Origin of the sequence: Pseudomonas sp. DTU12.3 (assembly GCF_004124275.1) — a bacterium.
Taxonomy (GTDB): domain Bacteria; phylum Pseudomonadota; class Gammaproteobacteria; order Pseudomonadales; family Pseudomonadaceae; genus Aquipseudomonas; species Aquipseudomonas helmanticensis.
Genome location: NZ_CP027218.1, coordinates 2029663 through 2046654 on the forward strand (window position 1 = coordinate 2029663; position 16992 = coordinate 2046654).

Consider the following 16992-nt stretch of genomic DNA (forward strand, 5'->3'; position numbering starts at 1 on the left):
GAGAGCACCATGAGTCTTGTATTGCAGCGAATTGCCGATACCCGCGAAGCCTTGGTCACTGCCCTGGCCGAGCGCAATTGGGAAGCCATTGGCGAGCTGGATCTGGCTTGCCGTTCCTGCATGGAAGACGTCATGGCTGAAGCTGCGCTGGATGAGGACGCGTTGCGCAACAATCTTGAGGAGTTGCTCCATGTCTACAAGGAGCTTCTTGAGGTGGCCATGGGTGAGCGGCAGGCGATAGCCAACGAGATGTCGCAGATCACCCAAGCGCAAAAGGCGGCAAAGGTTTACCATCTGTTTGGTTAATTAACCCCCAGTTAATCCAGACATGTGCGCCATAAATTTGACTGTGCACGGTTTTTTGACTTAACTAGTGGCTGTTTTCAGATTTCAGGCGTCTACAGGCACATGGTGTCCTGCAAGCGTCTCGCTTGCCCCATTTTTCGGGCATTGAGTTGACTAGGGAAGTTGCTATTGCATGTGGCGTGAAACCAAAATTCTGCTGATCGATGACGATAGCGTCCGCCGCCGCGACCTGGCGGTGATTCTAAATTTTCTTGGCGAAGAAAATTTACCCTGCGGCAGCCATGACTGGCAGCAGGCCGTCGGCTCTTTGTCGTCTAGTCGTGAAGTCATTTGCGTACTGATCGGGACCGTTAATGCTCCTGGCGCGCTTTTGGGCTTGTTAAAGACACTCTCAACCTGGGATGAGTTCCTTCCGGTTTTGCTGATGGGCGATAATTCTTCCGTCGATCTGCCTGATGACCAGCGCCGCCGGGTGCTTTCGACCCTCGAAATGCCGCCCAGCTACAGCAAATTGCTCGACTCCCTGCACCGTGCCCAGGTCTATCGCGAGATGTATGACCAGGCCCGTGAGCGTGGCCGTCATCGCGAACCCAATCTGTTCCGCAGTCTCGTCGGCACCAGCCGGGCGATCCAGCACGTGCGCCAGATGATGCAGCAAGTCGCCGACACCGATGCCAGCGTGCTGATCCTCGGCGAGTCAGGCACTGGCAAGGAAGTGGTTGCACGTAACCTGCATTACCATTCCAAGCGCCGCGACGCGCCGTTCGTGCCAGTCAACTGCGGGGCGATCCCGGCAGAGCTGCTCGAAAGCGAATTGTTCGGCCACGAGAAGGGCGCTTTCACCGGCGCGATCACCAGCCGTGCCGGGCGATTCGAATTGGCCAACGGCGGCACGCTGTTCCTCGACGAAATCGGCGACATGCCGCTGCCGATGCAGGTCAAGCTGCTGCGCGTCCTGCAGGAGCGCACCTTCGAGCGCGTAGGCAGCAACAAGACCCAGAGCGTCGACGTGCGCATCATCGCCGCGACCCACAAGAATCTCGAAAGCATGATCGAGATCGGCACCTTCCGCGAAGACCTCTACTATCGCCTGAACGTGTTCCCGATCGAGATGGCGCCGCTGCGTGAGCGCGTCGAAGATATTCCGTTGCTGATGAACGAGCTGATCTCGCGCATGGAGCACGAGAAGCGTGGTTCGATCCGTTTCAACTCGGCGGCGATCATGTCGCTGTGCCGTCACGGCTGGCCGGGCAACGTCCGCGAGCTGGCCAACCTGGTCGAGCGCATGGCGATCATGCATCCGTACGGCGTGATCGGCGTGGTCGAGTTGCCGAAGAAATTCCGCTACGTCGACGACGAAGACGAGCAAATGGTCGACAGCCTGCGCAGCGATCTGGAAGAGCGTGTGGCCATCAACGGCCATACGCCGGACTTCACCGCCAATGCCATGCTGCCGCCGGAAGGCCTCGACCTTAAAGATTACCTCGGTGGTCTGGAGCAGGGCCTGATTCAACAGGCACTGGACGACGCCAATGGCATCGTGGCACGTGCCGCCGAGCGCTTGCGTATTCGTCGAACCACCCTGGTTGAGAAGATGCGCAAATACGGCATGAGCCGACGTGATGGTGATGAACAGGCGGATGATTGACGCCTGTTTTTCAACCTCTTCATTTATAAGCGGTTTTTTTTAGGCACGGGTATTGCTACAGCCCTCGCAACGTTCCGTTTCACTGACGGTCAGCCAAGCGAGAAAGCACAATGCCCCAAGCCGCCCAGATGTCTACTGCCTCCAGTCCCGAAGGGCAGCCGTCCTCCGTAGAACAGGCAAGCCGACAGGGTCTTGAGCAGGCTTTCGAGCTGTTCAATCAAATGTCCAGCCAGTTGACTGATTCCTACAGCATGCTTGAAGCGCGGGTGACCGAACTCAAAGGCGAGTTGGCGGTGGTCAGCGCCCAACGCATGCAGGAGCTGGCGGAAAAAGAGCGCCTGGCCAACCGTCTGCAAAACCTCCTCGATCTGTTGCCCGGTGGCGTCATCGTCATCGACGGTCATGGCATGGTGCGCGAAGCCAATCCGGCCGCCATCGAGCTGCTCGGCTTACCGCTCGAAGGCCAGTTGTGGCGTCAGGTGATTGCGCGCTGCTTTGCCCCGCGCGAAGACGACGGTCACGAAATTTCTCTGAAAAACGGTCGACGCCTGTCGATTGCCACGCGTTCGCTGGATGCCGAGCCGGGGCAGTTGGTGCTGCTCAACGACCTGACAGAAACCCGTCATCTGCAAGATCAACTGGCGCGCCATGAGCGTCTGTCGTCATTGGGGCGGATGGTCGCCTCGCTGGCTCATCAGATCCGCACGCCGCTGTCCGCCGCGCTGTTGTATGCCAGTCATTTGACTGAGCAGGAGCTGCCGGTCGCCACCCAGCAGCGTTTCGCCGGGCGCCTGAAAGAGCGTCTGCACGAGCTGGAGCATCAGGTGCGCGACATGCTGGTGTTCGCTCGCGGAGAATTGCCGCTGACCGATCGCTTGACGCCGAATGCGCTGATGCAGGCGCTGCAAGCCGCCGCGCTGACCCATGTGCAGGATCTGCCAATCCGCTGGCAGTGCGACAGTCATGCCGGCGAGCTGCTGTGCAACCGCGACACCTTGGTCGGGGCGTTGTTGAATCTGCTCGAAAACGCGATTCAGGCCAGCGCCGCTGATGTGCGCCTGAAAGTGCATTGCTACACCCGCGACAACACCTTGCGTATCAGTGTCAGTGACAACGGCAGCGGGATCGAGCCGACTGTGCTGGCGCGTCTCGGCGAGCCATTTTTTTCCACCAAAGTCACCGGCACTGGCCTCGGCCTGACCGTGGTCAAGGCTGTGGCCCGGGCACATCAGGGAGAATTGCAGCTGCGTTCGCGGGTCGGGCGCGGCACGTGCGCGCAGGTCAGCCTGCCGCTGTTTTCCGTTGTACAGGGAGCTGAGTGAACGCCATGGGCATCAAGGTTTTGCTGGTCGAGGATGACCGTTCGTTGCGTGAGGCGCTGGCCGATACGCTGTTGCTGGCCGGCCATGATTATCAGGCGGTTGGCAGCGCAGAAGAAGCGTTGACGGCGGTCGCGGGCGAAGCGTTCAGCCTGGTGGTCAGTGACGTCAACATGCCCGGCATGGATGGCCATCAATTGCTCGCCCTGCTGCGTGCCCGTCAGCCGCAGTTGCCGGTGTTGCTGATGACCGCTCACGGTGCCGTCGAGCGCGCGGTCGACGCGATGCGTCACGGCGCGGCGGATTACCTGGTGAAACCGTTCGAACCCAAGGCGCTGCTGGATCTGGTCGCGCGACATGCGCTGGGCAGCATCAGTGCCAGTGACGCCGAAGGGCCGATTGCGGTCGAGCCGGCCAGTGCGCAGCTGCTCGATCTCGCGGCACGCGTGGCGCGCAGCGATTCCACGGTATTGATCTCGGGTGAGTCCGGCACCGGCAAGGAAGTGCTGGCGCGCTACATCCATCAGCAATCCCATCGCGCCAATCAACCGTTCATCGCGATCAACTGCGCGGCGATTCCCGACAACATGCTCGAAGCGACGTTGTTTGGTCATGAGAAAGGTTCGTTCACCGGCGCCATCGCCGCCCAGGCCGGCAAGTTCGAACAGGCCGACGGTGGCACCATTCTGCTCGATGAAATTTCCGAAATGCCCCTTGGCCTGCAAGCCAAGCTGCTGCGCGTGTTGCAGGAGCGCGAAGTCGAGCGCGTCGGTGCGCGCAAGCCGATCACCCTCGACATCCGTGTGGTCGCCACTACCAACCGCGATTTGGCTGGCGAAGTGGCGGCCGGGCGCTTCCGTGAAGATCTTTTTTACCGTTTGTCGGTTTTCCCCTTGGCCTGGCGTCCACTTCGCGAGCGCACTGCCGATATCCTGCCGCTGGCCGAGCGGTTGCTGAACAAACACGTCAATAAAATGAAGCATGCGGCGGCGAAACTTTCGCCTCAAGCGCAGGCGTGTCTGATCGCCTACCCGTGGCCAGGCAATGTCCGTGAGTTGGATAACGCGATTCAGCGCGCGTTGATCCTGCAGCAGGGTGGACTGATCCAGCCGCAGGATTTCTGTCTGGCCGGTCCGGTGACGTTCGCTCCTTTACCGGTGGCGACAGCTGTACCGCCAGCGATCCGTGAAGTCGAAATTGACGCCGATTCTGCCGGTGCGCTGGGCGATGACCTGCGGCGCCGGGAGTTTCAGATGATCATCGACACCCTGCGCACCGAGCGCGGCCGCCGCAAAGAAGCGGCGGAAAAACTAGGCATCAGCCCACGCACCCTGCGCTACAAACTGGCGCAAATGCGCGATGCCGGGATGGATGTCGAAGGCTATCTGTTCGCCACTTGAACTCACGCAAAACCCATTGTGGGAGGGGGGCTTGCTCCCGAAGAGGGCGTGTCAGTCGATATTTATGCAGCTGACACGCCCTCTTCGGGAGCAAGCCGCCTCCCACAGTGATTTTGCGGTGGCTTCGCTGTTCGCGCGGTGCCCCGATTGGCTTTTGTGGAAAAAGTCCGCCGAGCTGGCACCCTTGTTGCTAACACCTGTGTACCCGCCGAGTGAGTGTCAAAAAATTGCGGGCCGCCCAAGAGAGTAGACCATGAGCCAAGGTATTGAATTTAATCGGTTGATGACAGACATGAAGGCCATGAAGCTGGATGCCATGTCTGCGCCGAAATCGACGACCGCTGTCCCTGAACTGGCGGGCAGCAGCTTTTCCGACATGCTCGGTCAGGCGATCAACAAAGTCAGCGATACCCAGACAGCGTCGACTCAATTGGCCAACGCCTTTGAAGTCGGCAAAAGCGGCGTCGATCTGACGGACGTGATGATCGCTTCGCAAAAAGCCAGCGTGTCGTTCCAGGCTCTGACCCAGGTGCGCAACAAACTGGTTCAGGCTTATCAAGACATCATGCAGATGCCGGTTTAAGGACGAGATTGAGTCATGGCAGAAGCAGTCGCCGATAACGTTCCGGCCAACGCCACCCCGATAGACGGCAAACCGCCGTTGTTCGGCCTGTCCTTCCTGGAAAACCTCTCCGAGATGACCGTGCTGCGTCAGGTGGGCCTGTTGGTCGGCCTGGCTGCGAGCGTGGCGATTGGCTTTGCCGTGGTGCTGTGGTCACAGCAGCCGGATTACCGTCCGTTGTACGGCAGCCTTGCCGGCATGGACGCCAAACAGGTCATGGACACCCTGGCCGCCGCCGACATCCCTTACACCGTTGAACCGAATTCCGGCGCCTTGCTGGTCAAAGCCGATGACCTGTCCCGTGCGCGGATGAAACTCGCTGCCGCTGGTGTCACTCCCAGCGACGGCAACATCGGTTTCGAAATCCTCGACAAGGACCAGGGCCTGGGCACCAGTCAGTTCATGGAAGCGACCCGCTATCGTCGCGGTCTCGAAGGTGAACTGGCGCGGACCATTTCCAGCCTGAACAACGTCAAGGGTGCGCGCGTGCACCTGGCCATTCCGAAGAGCTCGGTGTTCGTTCGTGATGAGCGCAAGCCAAGTGCGTCGGTGCTGGTCGAACTGTACAGCGGTCGTTCGCTGGAGCCGGGTCAGGTGATTGCGATCATCAATCTGGTGGCGACTTCCGTTCCCGAGCTGAGCAAATCGCAGATCACCGTCGTCGACCAGAAGGGCACCTTGCTCTCTGATCAGGCGGAAAACTCCGAAATGACCATGGCCGGCAAGCAGTTCGATTACAGCCGTCGCATGGAAAGCATGCTCACCCAGCGCGTACACAACATCCTGCAACCGGTATTGGGCAACGATCGCTACAAGGCTGAGGTCTCGGCCGATATCGATTTCAATGCCGTCGAATCGACTGCCGAGCAGTTCAACCCGGATCAACCGGCGTTGCGCAGCGAGCAGTCGGTCAACGAACAACGCACCGCCAGCAATGGCCCGCAAGGTGTGCCGGGTGCCCTGAGCAACCAGCCACCAGCGCCGGCCTCGGCGCCGCAAACCACCGGTGCCAACGCCGCAGCGCCGGCCGCCATGGTGCAGCCAGGCCAGCCATTGGTTGATGCCAACGGTCAGCAGATCATGGACCCGGCCACCGGCCAGCCAATGCTCGCGCCGTACCCGGCAGACAAGCGTCAGCAATCGACCAAGAACTTCGAGCTCGACCGTTCGATCAGCCACACCAAACAGCAGCAGGGTCGCCTGAATCGTCTGTCGGTGTCGGTGGTTGTCGACGATCAGGTCAAGGTCAACGCTGCCAACGGTGAAACCACCCGCGCGCCGTGGAGCGCCGACGAATTGGCGCGCTTCACCCGTCTGGTGCAGGACGCCGTCGGTTTCGACGCCAGCCGTGGCGACAGCGTCAGCGTGATCAACATGCCGTTCTCCGCCGAGCGCGGTGAAGTGATTGCCGATATTCCGTTCTACTCCCAGCCATGGTTCTGGGACATCGTCAAACAGGTGCTGGGTGTGTTGTTCATCCTGGTGCTGGTGTTTGGTGTGCTGCGCCCGGTGCTCAACAACATTACCGGTGGCGGCAAAGGCAAGGAGCTGGCCGGTCTTGGCAGCGACGTGGAACTCGGCGGGATGGGCGGCCTGGATGGCGAACTTTCCAACGACCGCGTGAGCCTCGGTGGTCCGCAGAGCATTCTGTTGCCAAGCCCAAGCGAGGGTTATGACGCGCAACTGAATGCAATCAAGAGTCTGGTGGCCGAGGATCCGGGTCGCGTGGCTCAGGTCGTGAAAGAGTGGATTAACGCAGATGAGTGATAACCGAGCCGCAACCGTCAAACTGAACAAGGTCGACAAAGCCGCGATTCTGCTGCTGTCCCTGGGTTCGACCGATGCCGCGCAAGTGCTGCGCCACATGGGCCCGAAAGAGGTTCAGCGCGTCGGCGTAGCCATGGCGCAGATGGGCAACGTCCATCGCGAACAGGTCGAGCAGGTCATGAGCGAGTTCGTCGACATCGTCGGCGACCAGACCAGCCTTGGCGTCGGTTCCGACGACTACGTGCGCAAAATGCTCACCCAGGCACTGGGTGAAGACAAGGCCAACGGCCTGATCGACCGCATCCTGCTCGGTGGCAACACCAGTGGCCTCGACAGCCTGAAATGGATGGAGCCGCGCGCGGTTGCCGACGTGATCCGCTACGAACACCCGCAGATCCAGGCGATCGTGGTCGCGTATCTCGATCCGGATCAGGCCGGTGAAGTGCTCGGCAACTTCGACCACAAGGTGCGTCTGGACATCATCCTGCGCGTCTCGTCGTTGAACACCGTGCAGCCTGCGGCACTGAAAGAGCTCAACCAGATTCTCGAGAAGCAGTTCTCCGGCAACTCGAACGCCTCGCGCACCACCCTGGGTGGCATCAAGCGTGCGGCAGACATCATGAACTTCCTCGACAGCTCGATCGAAGGCCAGCTCATGGACTCGATCCGCGAAGTCGACGAAGACCTGTCCGGTCAGATCGAAGACCTCATGTTCGTGTTCAACAACCTCGCCGATGTCGACGACCGTGGTATTCAGGCGTTGCTGCGCGAAGTCTCCTCCGACGTGCTGGTGCTGGCGCTCAAGGGTTCGGACGAAGGCGTCAAAGAGAAGATCTTCAAGAACATGTCCAAACGTGCGGCCGAACTGTTGCGCGACGACCTCGAGGCCAAAGGCCCGGTGCGCGTCAGCGACGTCGAAACCGCGCAGAAAGAAATCCTCACCATTGCCCGTCGTATGGCCGAAGCCGGCGAGATCGTACTCGGTGGCAAAGGTGGCGAGGAAATGATCTAAGCCCATGGACAAGCACGACGACGATGTGACGGATCTGATCCGTGCCCGCGATGTTCGCGGATTCGAATCCTGGGCCATGCCCAGCTTCGATCCGCCGAAGCCGGAACCCGAGCCTGAACCCGAGCCCGAACCGCCGGAAATGGAAGAAGTGCCGCTGGAAGAAGTCCAGCCACTGACCCTCGAAGAGCTCGAAAGCATCCGTCAGGAGGCTTACAACGAAGGCTTTGCTATTGGCGAAAAGGAAGGCTTCCACAGCGCCACGCTGAAAGTCCGGCAGGAAGCTGAAGTGGCGCTGGCGGCAAAAATTGCCAGCCTCGAGCAACTGATGTCGAACCTGTTCGAACCCATCGCCGAGCAAGACACGCAAATCGAAAAGTCGCTGGTCGACCTCGTGCAACACATCGCCAAACAGGTGATCAAGCGCGAACTGGCCATCGATTCGAGCCAGATCGAACACGTCATGCGCGACGCCCTCAAGCTGTTGCCGCTGGGCGTCGACAACGTGCGTCTGTACGTCAACCCGCAAGACTTCGAGCAAGCCAAGGCGCTGCGCGAACGTCATGAGGAAAGCTGGCGCATCGTCGAAGATGAATCGCTGCTGCCGGGTGGCTGCCGGGTTGAAACCGAGCACAGTCGCATCGACGCGAGCATTGAAACGCGCGTGGTTCAGGTCATGGCGAAGCTCTTCGATCAGTTGCACGAACAGGCCTTGCATCCGGCTGAAGCGGATCTGAGCCTGGACATTCCCGAAGACGTAAAACCGGCGGCCACGCCTGAAGAGCCGCTCGCGGACACTCCCGATGCGCCTTGAACGCACCAGTTTCGCCAAGCGCCTGAGCAGTTATGCCGAGGCCGTTGAAATTGCCGGCGCGCCGATTCTTGAAGGTCGCCTGCTGCGCATGGTCGGCCTCACCCTCGAAGCCGAAGGCCTGCGCGCCGCGATGGGCACGCGTTGCCTGGTGATCAATGACGACAGCTATCACCCGTCTCAGGTGGAAGCGGAAGTCATGGGTTTCTCTGGCAGCAAAGTCTTTCTGATGCCGGTCGGCAGCGTTGCCGGCATTGCCCCCGGTGCCCGTGTGGTGCCGCTTGCCGATACTGGTCGTTTGCCGATGGGCATGAGCATGCTCGGCCGTGTGCTCGACGGCGCCGGTCGTGCGCTGGACGGCAAGGGCGGCATGAAAGCCGAAGACTGGGTGCCGATGGACGGCCCGACAATCAACCCGCTCAACCGTGACCCGATCAGCGTGCCGCTGGACGTCGGCATCCGTTGCATCAACGGTTTGTTGACGGTTGGTCGCGGCCAGCGTCTCGGTCTGTTTGCCGGTACCGGTGTCGGTAAATCTGTGCTGTTGGGCATGATGACCCGCTTCACCGAGGCCGACATCATCGTCGTCGGCCTGATCGGTGAGCGCGGTCGGGAAGTTAAAGAGTTCATCGAGCACAGCCTCGGTGAAGAAGGTCTCAAGCGCTCCGTCGTGGTCGCTTCGCCGGCGGACGATGCGCCACTGATGCGTCTGCGCGCGGCGATGTATTGCACGCGCATTGCCGAGTATTTCCGCGACAAGGGCAAAAACGTCCTGTTGCTGATGGATTCGCTGACCCGTTTCGCCCAGGCCCAGCGGGAAATCGCCTTGGCCATTGGCGAGCCGCCGGCGACCAAGGGTTATCCGCCATCGGTGTTCGCCAAGTTGCCGAAACTGGTCGAGCGCGCCGGTAATGCGGAGAAGGGTGGTGGTTCGATCACCGCGTTCTACACCGTGCTGTCGGAAGGCGATGACCAGCAGGATCCGATTGCCGACTCGGCGCGGGGCGTACTCGATGGCCACATCGTGCTGTCGCGGCGTCTGGCCGAGGAAGGGCACTATCCGGCCATCGACATCGAAGCGTCGATCAGCCGGGTGATGCCTGCGGTGGTTTCGCCGGAACACATGCAGCGCGCGCAGTATTTCAAGCAGCTGTGGTCGCGCTACCAGCAGAGTCGTGATCTGATCAGCGTTGGCGCCTACGTGGCCGGCGGTGACCGTGAAACCGACATGGCGATTTCCCTGCAACCGCAGTTGGTCAGGTACCAGCGGCAGGGGCTGAACGACAAAATCAACATGGGCGAAAGCCAGGCTTATCTGGAAACCCTGTTCGCGCCTGCGGCGGGCGGCTAACCGCGCATGGCCGCCGTCAGTCGAGCCGCGCGTCTGGCGCCGGTGGTGGACATGGCTGAAAAAGCCGAGAAAACCGCCGTGCAACGCCTGGGTTACTTTCAAGGCCAGGTGAAGGTCGCTGAAAGCAAACTCGCCGACCTCAATGCCTTTCGTCTGGATTATTCCGAACAGTGGATCGTGCGCGGCGCCACTGGCGTGAGCGGGCAGTGGTTGCTGGGGTTTCAGGGCTTTCTGGCCCAGCTCGACACCGCTGTCGATCAGCAACGGCAGAGCCTGAACTGGCATCAGAAGAATCTGGATAACGCGCGTGAGGCCTGGCAACAGGCATTTGCCAAAGTCGAAGGCCTGCGCAAACTGGTGCAGCGCTACCGCGAAGAGGCGCAACGCCTCGAAGACAAGCGCGAGCAGAAGTTGCTGGACGAGTTGTCGCAGCGGTTGCCGCGGCAGGATCCGTACTGACCCGCCGCAGCAATACGGCTAGAAACGATGCCCTGAGTTAACTGGCTAACACTTTGAAGGTGAACGACCGGGATTCGCCCAAGGGGGCCGAGTTGCGGTGTACGACGAAGTACGCATTCACGGATTTGCCCACAAGTTCCCAATCTTGAGCAGTGTTGATATTCGTGCCGACTTCTCCCTTAGTCTCTCCGCCGGGAGCGACTGTGGAGACCTTTTCGTAACGCACCCCTCCATCGGCCTCCAAGAAGAAGGTGACTTTGTCCTGTTGCAATGCAGGATAGCGCGCCATTACGTGGGCTTTACCGCTTTCATATTCTGCGCAGCTGATGATGGTTGGCAGGTTCGTGTCTTTCAGGAAAGGTGCGTCGTATTCAGTTTTTAGCGAGTTCATGATTCAAGTCCTTTGAACAGGGAGCAGCGCCTTTGCTGCCGCTTGATTAGAGTTCGTAGGTGTCCGGCTGCGCGACTGTCAGATCTGACAGTCGCGACGAACGGTCTTACTTTGCCTCTTGGCCTTTTTGTTACAGCATTCGGGGTTGCTGGTCTCTCTACCAAGTGCTAAACCTTGTACACGTTCGTCAATGACAAGGAAGCCAGTCAATGTCAGTCGTTGCAGAAGTCTCCCCGGATGGAAAAAAGCTCAAGATCTCGGTCAAGGGTCGATTCGACTTCGGCAAGCATCAGGAATTTCGCAATTCCTATGAGCGAATCGAGCCGGAGCCCAATTCCTATGAGCTGGATCTGAAAGAGACCACTTATCTGGACAGCTCCGCCCTCGGGATGCTGTTGCTCTTGCGTGATCATGCCGGTGGCGACGATTCCGATATCCGTGTCGTGAACCCCAACTCCGACGTGCGCAAGATCCTCGCCATCTCCAACTTCGACAAGCTCTTCGACATCACTTGACGGCCATGCAGGCGCAAGAGCCGCTGACCATCCTGATCGCCGAAGACAGCGCCGCCGACCGTCTGCTGCTGTCGACCATCGTCCGTCGTCAGGGCCATGCAGTGCTGACGGCCGCCAACGGTGCCGAGGCGGTGGAGGTGTTTCGCCGTGAGCAACCGAATCTGGTGCTGATGGACGCGATGATGCCGGTGATGGATGGCTTCGAGGCGGCGCGGCAGATCAAGGCGTTGGCCGGGGAAACCCTGGTGCCGATCATCTTCCTGACCTCTCTGACCGAAAGCGAAGCGCTGGCGCGTTGCCTGGAAGCGGGCGGTGACGACTTTCTGGCGAAACCCTACAACCAAGTGATTCTCGCCGCCAAAATCAAGGCGATGGATCGCTTGCGCCGCTTGCAGGCCACAGTTTTGCAGCAGCGTGACCTGATCGCCCGGCATCACGATTATCTGCTCAACGAACAGCGCGTCGCCAAAGCGGTGTTCGACAAGGTCGCGCATTCCGGCTGCCTCAGCGCGCCGAACATTCGTTATCTGCAATCGCCCTATGCGCTGTTCAACGGTGATCTGTTGCTCGCGGCTTATACCCCGGCGGGTGACATGCATGTACTGCTCGGTGATTTCACCGGGCATGGCCTGCCGGCAGCGGTCGGGGCGATGCCGCTGGCCGAGGTGTTCTACGGCATGACCGCCAAAGGCTATGGCCTGGCGGAAACCCTGCGCGAGATGAATGCCAAACTCAAACGTATCCTGCCGGTCGACATGTTTTGCTGTGCGACGCTGCTGTGCCTGAGTTTTCAGCGACGTTCGGTCGAAGTGTGGAACGGCGGCATGCCCGATGGCTATCTGCATCGAATCGCCAGCGGCGAGCGTGTGCCATTGGCCGCCCGGCATCTGCCGTTGGGTGTGCTCAGTCCGCAAGCGTTCGACGATTGCACCGAGGTGCATCCGATGGCAGTCGGGGATCGGGTGTTCCTGTTGTCCGACGGGGTGATCGACACCAGTGATGCCAGCGAGCAGTTGTTCGGCGTCGAACGTTTGCAGCAGGTGTTTGCCGCCAATCGCCAGCCTGATCGCCTGTTCGAAGATATCGAACAGGCGCTGCGCGATTTTCGCGGTGAGGCGCGGGACGATGTCAGCATGGTCGAGGTCAGTCTGCTGGCGCCGGCGCAGGTGCATCCTTCGGCGCCGGTGTATTCCGACAGCGGCCAGTCGTGTCCGCTGGACTGGTCAGTAAGCTTCGAATTCCGGGGTGCCACGCTCAGGCGTTTCAATCCGATGCCTTATCTGCTGCAATTGTTGCAGGAAGTACATGGGTTGCGAGCGCAGAGTGGCGCCTTGTACAGCGTGCTTGCCGAGTTGTATTCGAATGCACTGGAACACGGCGTGCTCGGTCTGGATTCCAGTCTCAAGCGCGATGCCGCAGGGTTTGCTCGCTACTATGAGCAGCGCAATACGCGGCTGGAGGCTTTGCAGGACGGTTACGTGCGCGTGCATTTGCAGGTGCTGCCGAAAGGTGAGGGCGGTTGTCTGGTGGTCCGCGTCGAGGACAGCGGCAAGGGCTTCGATGTGGCGCGGGTGATGGAAAGGCCGCTGGAAGGTGTCCGTCTGTCGGGGCGCGGCGTCAGTCTGGTCCGGCAATTGGGGCGCAATGCCAGTTGGTCGGACGAAGGTCGTAGTGCTCGCGTGGAGTTTTTCTGGGAGGTTCAGGCATAATCTGCGCAATTCTTGATCAAGGAGTGAGCAAGTGACAGACAAACACGTAGATCGCGAAGTGCTCGATGCCTTGCGCGATGTGATGGAGGACAGCTATCCGGAATTGCTGGATACCTTCCTGACGGATTCTGAAGCGCGCTTGGGCGAACTGCAAAAAACACTCGATGCAAGCCTGTTGTCTGACGTTGCCCATAGTTTTAAAGGCAGCGCCAGTAACATGGGCGCAACTCGGCTGGCTGAGCTTTGTCATGAGCTGGAAGTCGAGTCCAAGGATAGAAGTCCGACGCAAATTGCCCAACTGGTCGCTGACATCAGTGGCGAGTTCGAGCATGTTCGTCCGGTTTACGAAAACGAAAAACGCCACGCGCACACGCACTGAATCCGGCCGTCCGGCGCTTTTCTCAAGCGTCGGACAAAACTGGCCCGGCACTTGCAGTTATCTCCGCAACTGTACCTACGATCCCAGTGCAGCGGAGACCGTTTCATGCCTGCGACCCCCAACATCCTTCTTCAGAACGCCGCCCAGGCCAAGGCTCAAGCCGCCTCTGCCAAAACGTCGGCAGTGGCCGCAGACGCCGGGGACAAGGCCTCAAGCTTCGCTCAGGTGTTTGCCGACCAAGGCCCGAAAAAGACTGCCGTCAGTGCTGACAGCCCGGTGAAATCACCGCGTGACAAGGTCGCCGATGACAGCGCCAGGAAGGATGTCGGCAAGGATCAGACTGCCGCCCCGGCGCCGGCCGTTGCCGATAGCGGCAATGCCTTGCCTGCCGACAAAACCAGCGCTGATGCTGACAAGAGCGCCAGCAGCGACGACAGTGCCGATACCGCGCAACCTCCGGTTGTCGATACCGCGCCGGTCGATCCGGCGCTGGATCCGGCGTTGATGCAGGTCGTGCAGCCACTGGTCACAGCGCCGGTGGTTGCCGCGCCAGTGGCCGAAGCAGCCACCCCGGCGAAAACCGAAACCCCGGCCGTGGCGGTATTGCCAGGCGTGGTCAAAGACCCGGCGGCCAACGCCGACAGCGAATTCGATCCTTCAACCGATCCGCTCGATGCACTGCCGGTGGTGCGACTGGCCATGGAGCAGGGCGGGCATATTTCCGCCGCCAGCCAGGCGCAGCCAAAAGCTTCGGCGGCACAGACTCAGGCCGACGGCGAGTTGACCTCGGCGCAGAACTTCGCCGCCGGCATGGCCAGCATGCTGGATGTGCAGGCCGACAAGGACAGCACCAGCCAGGGCGGTGACAAGGCGTTCAGTGGCCTGATCGATGACGGCCTCAAAGACCTCAAGACTGCCACCAGCGACACCCGCGTCGATGATTTCGCCAACCGTCTGGCGGCGCTGACTCAGGCGGCGACGCCGAAGACGGCCAACGCGGTGCCGGTGAATCAGCCAATCGCCATGCATCAGAGCGGCTGGACCGAAGAAGTGGTCAACCGCGTCATGTATCTGTCGAGCGCCAATCTGAAGGCGGCGGACATTCAATTGCAGCCGGCCGAACTCGGGCGTCTGGATATCCGCGTGAACATGGTTCCGGATCAGCAGACGCAGGTGACGTTCATGAGCGCGCACCCAAGTGTGCGTGAAGCCCTCGACGGCCAGATGCATCGCCTGCGCGATATGTTCAACCAGCAGGGCATGGGCCAGGTTGACGTCAATGTCTCCGACCAGAGCCGTGGCTGGCAGGGTCAGCAGGGTCAGGAACAGGCGCAGCAGGGTCAGGGCGGTCGCACCAGCGCTGCCGGTGGTCGCCTCGATTCGGCCGATGAAGAGTTGGCCCCTGCCGCCATTGCTGAAGCCGCTGCCCAGACTACCAGCGTGATCGGCACCAGCGCCGTCGACTACTACGCCTGATCAAAATCAAAAGCCCCTCACCCTAGCCCTCTCCCAGAGGGAGAGGGGACTGATTGGGGGATATTGGAGATTTACACCGACTTGAAATAGCGTCTGTGAATCCATGATCGTCAAGACTTGATGGATGAGTCCCTAATCGACCCGGTCTTTCAGGTCGGTGTTTGACGTCTGACACTTCGGTCGGCCCCCTCTCCCTCAGGGAGAGGGCTGGGGTGAGGGCAGCTTTTGACTTTAGCGTTGTCTCCACGACTACCGACACTTCTGGCATAACACTTGCTCTTGCCTTGCCGTGCGACTGTGAAAACCCGAATAGTGACGGATTATTGGCATGGCGAAGAGCGAAACAGCAGCAGTGAAAGACCCCGCAACCAAAGGCAAACTCAAGCTGATCATTGTGATCGTGCTGGCGTTGCTGCTGGCCATTGGCGCGTCCGTGGGGGCGACCTGGTTCTTCATGCACAGCGCCCAGAGCAAGCCTGCCGAGGCCGCCGAGGCTGCGCCGGCCGGCAAGCAACCGGCGATTTTCGAGCCGATGGCGCCGGCCTTTGTCGCCAACTACAACCAGAACGGCCGTCAGCGCTACATGCAGGTGAGCATCACCATGCTGGCGCGTAATCAGGCTGATCTCGAAGCGCTCAAAGTGCACATGCCGGTGATCCGCAACAACCTGGTAATGCTCTTCTCCGGTCAGGATTTCGCCACATTGGCGACGCCGGTCGGCCAGGAGATGTTGCGCCAGAAGGCTACAGCCAGCGTCCAGGAAGTGGCGCAGAAAGAGCTGGGCAAAGTGGTGATCGAACAGTTGCTTTTCACTAATTTCGTACTGCAGTAGGAACACGACATGGCCGTGCAGGATCTGCTGTCCCAGGATGAAATCGACGCGCTGTTGCATGGCGTCGACGATGGTCTGGTACAGACCGATAACGCTGCCGAACCCGGCAGTGTCAAAAGCTACGACCTGACCAGTCAGGATCGCATCGTCCGTGGACGCATGCCGACCCTGGAAATGATCAACGAGCGTTTTGCCCGCTACACCCGCATCAGCATGTTCAACATGCTGCGCCGCTCGGCGGACGTTGCCGTCGGTGGCGTGCAGGTGATGAAGTTCGGCGAATACGTGCACTCGCTGTACGTACCGACCAGCCTCAACCTGGTCAAGATCAAACCGTTGCGTGGCACTGCGCTGTTCATCCTTGACGCCAAACTGGTGTTCAAACTGGTGGACAACTTCTTCGGCGGCGACGGCCGTCACGCCAAGATCGAAGGGCGTGAATTCACCCCGACCGAACTGCGCGTGGTGCGCATGGTGCTGGAGCAGGCCTTCGTCGATTTGAAAGAAGCCTGGCAGGCGATCATGGAAGTCAATTTCGAGTACATCAACTCGGAAGTGAACCCGGCCATGGCCAACATCGTCGGCCCAAGCGAAGCGATCGTGGTCTCCACGTTCCACATCGAACTCGATGGCGGTGGCGGCGATCTGCACGTGACCATGCCGTACTCGATGATTGAGCCGGTGCGCGAAATGCTCGACGCCGGTTTCCAGTCCGACCTCGACGATCAGGACGAGCGCTGGGTCAACGCCTTGCGCCAGGATGTGCTCGATGTCGACGTACCGATCGGCGCCACCGTGGCTCGCCGCCAGTTGAAACTGCGCGACATCCTGCACATGCAGCCGGGCGATGTGATCCCGGTCGAGATGCCGGAAGAAATGATCATGCGCGCCAACGGCGTGCCGGCCTTCAAGGTCAAGATGGGCTCGCACAAAGGCAACCTCGCGTTGCAAGTAATCGAGCCGATCGAGCGCCGCTGAAGCGGCGCCACCCCCCCTTT

17 protein-coding genes are annotated in these 16992 nt (G+C 60.2%); 16 read left to right on the forward strand and 1 reads right to left on the reverse strand.

What is annotated here, in order from left to right; genetic code table 11:
• The first annotated feature begins 9 nt into the window (after positions 1 to 9).
• The 10 genes from C2E19_RS09305 (at position 10) to fliJ (ending at position 10692) form a co-directional block, all read left to right on the forward strand.
• The gene (locus C2E19_RS09305; RefSeq protein ID WP_007920054.1) at positions 10 to 306 is read left to right on the forward strand and encodes a hypothetical protein; all 297 of its coding nucleotides are present in this window, start codon (positions 10 to 12) and stop codon (positions 304 to 306) included.
• A 172-nt stretch (positions 307 to 478) separates the two neighbouring features.
• Positions 479 to 1954: a sigma-54 dependent transcriptional regulator gene (locus tag C2E19_RS09310; protein WP_064390855.1), complete on the forward strand. Its 1476-nt coding sequence runs from the start codon at positions 479 to 481 to the stop codon at positions 1952 to 1954.
• 128 nt (positions 1955 to 2082) lie between these two features.
• A complete protein-coding gene (locus C2E19_RS09315) occupies positions 2083 to 3276 on the forward strand; it encodes a PAS domain-containing sensor histidine kinase (protein WP_164979465.1) in 1194 nt (397 codons plus the stop codon).
• 5 nt (positions 3277 to 3281) lie between these two features.
• Positions 3282 to 4673 carry a sigma-54 dependent transcriptional regulator gene (locus tag C2E19_RS09320; protein WP_129390900.1) on the forward strand — a complete coding sequence of 464 codons (1392 nt, stop codon included), beginning with the start codon at positions 3282 to 3284 and terminating at the stop codon, positions 4671 to 4673.
• A gap of 253 nt (positions 4674 to 4926) precedes the next feature.
• Complete coding sequence (gene fliE, locus C2E19_RS09325) at positions 4927 to 5256, forward strand: flagellar hook-basal body complex protein FliE (RefSeq protein WP_064119537.1); 330 nt, start codon at positions 4927 to 4929, stop codon at positions 5254 to 5256.
• Between the two features lie 15 nt (positions 5257 to 5271).
• Positions 5272 to 7062, forward strand: coding sequence for a flagellar basal-body MS-ring/collar protein FliF (gene fliF / locus C2E19_RS09330; RefSeq protein ID WP_129390903.1), 1791 nt, complete (start codon positions 5272 to 5274; stop codon positions 7060 to 7062).
• Positions 7055 to 8074, forward strand: a complete 1020-nt coding sequence (gene fliG / locus C2E19_RS09335) for a flagellar motor switch protein FliG (RefSeq protein ID WP_007920042.1) — start codon at positions 7055 to 7057, stop codon at positions 8072 to 8074. Before fliF ends, fliG begins: the two co-directional genes overlap by 8 nt.
• 4 nt (positions 8075 to 8078) lie before the next feature.
• Entirely contained in the window at positions 8079 to 8885 is an 807-nt protein-coding gene (gene fliH / locus C2E19_RS09340; RefSeq protein ID WP_129390906.1) for a flagellar assembly protein FliH, read from the forward strand.
• Positions 8875 to 10233, forward strand: coding sequence for a flagellar protein export ATPase FliI (gene fliI / locus C2E19_RS09345; protein ID WP_129390909.1), 1359 nt, complete (start codon positions 8875 to 8877; stop codon positions 10231 to 10233). Before fliH ends, fliI begins: the two co-directional genes overlap by 11 nt.
• A gap of 6 nt (positions 10234 to 10239) precedes the next feature.
• Entirely contained in the window at positions 10240 to 10692 is a 453-nt protein-coding gene (gene fliJ, locus C2E19_RS09350; protein ID WP_129390913.1) for a flagellar export protein FliJ, read from the forward strand.
• Between the two features lie 37 nt (positions 10693 to 10729).
• Here fliJ and C2E19_RS09355 read toward each other — a convergent pair whose 3' ends face one another.
• The gene (locus C2E19_RS09355; RefSeq protein WP_129390916.1) at positions 10730 to 11083 is read right to left on the reverse strand and encodes a hypothetical protein; all 354 of its coding nucleotides are present in this window, start codon (positions 11081 to 11083) and stop codon (positions 10730 to 10732) included.
• A 209-nt stretch (positions 11084 to 11292) separates the two neighbouring features.
• Here C2E19_RS09355 and C2E19_RS09360 point away from each other — a divergent pair, with 209 nt between their 5' ends.
• From C2E19_RS09360 to fliM, 6 genes are all read left to right on the forward strand, one after another.
• Positions 11293 to 11598 (forward strand): STAS domain-containing protein, encoded by a 306-nt coding sequence (locus tag C2E19_RS09360; RefSeq protein WP_129390919.1) that lies wholly within the window; start codon positions 11293 to 11295, stop codon positions 11596 to 11598.
• Positions 11599 to 11603: 5 nt separating this feature from the next.
• Positions 11604 to 13307 carry a fused response regulator/phosphatase gene (locus tag C2E19_RS09365; protein WP_129390922.1) on the forward strand — a complete coding sequence of 568 codons (1704 nt, stop codon included), beginning with the start codon at positions 11604 to 11606 and terminating at the stop codon, positions 13305 to 13307.
• A gap of 31 nt (positions 13308 to 13338) precedes the next feature.
• The gene (locus tag C2E19_RS09370) at positions 13339 to 13686 is read left to right on the forward strand and encodes an Hpt domain-containing protein (RefSeq protein WP_129390925.1); all 348 of its coding nucleotides are present in this window, start codon (positions 13339 to 13341) and stop codon (positions 13684 to 13686) included.
• Positions 13687 to 13791: 105 nt separating this feature from the next.
• Positions 13792 to 15162, forward strand: a complete 1371-nt coding sequence (locus C2E19_RS09375; protein ID WP_129390928.1) for a flagellar hook-length control protein FliK — start codon at positions 13792 to 13794, stop codon at positions 15160 to 15162.
• 328 nt (positions 15163 to 15490) lie between these two features.
• On the forward strand, positions 15491 to 15994 hold the full coding sequence (gene fliL / locus C2E19_RS09380) for a flagellar basal body-associated protein FliL (protein WP_129390931.1): 504 nt from the start codon (positions 15491 to 15493) through the stop codon (positions 15992 to 15994).
• A gap of 9 nt (positions 15995 to 16003) precedes the next feature.
• Positions 16004 to 16972, forward strand: a complete 969-nt coding sequence (gene fliM / locus C2E19_RS09385; protein ID WP_038363850.1) for a flagellar motor switch protein FliM — start codon at positions 16004 to 16006, stop codon at positions 16970 to 16972.
• Positions 16973 to 16992 lie beyond the last annotated feature (20 nt).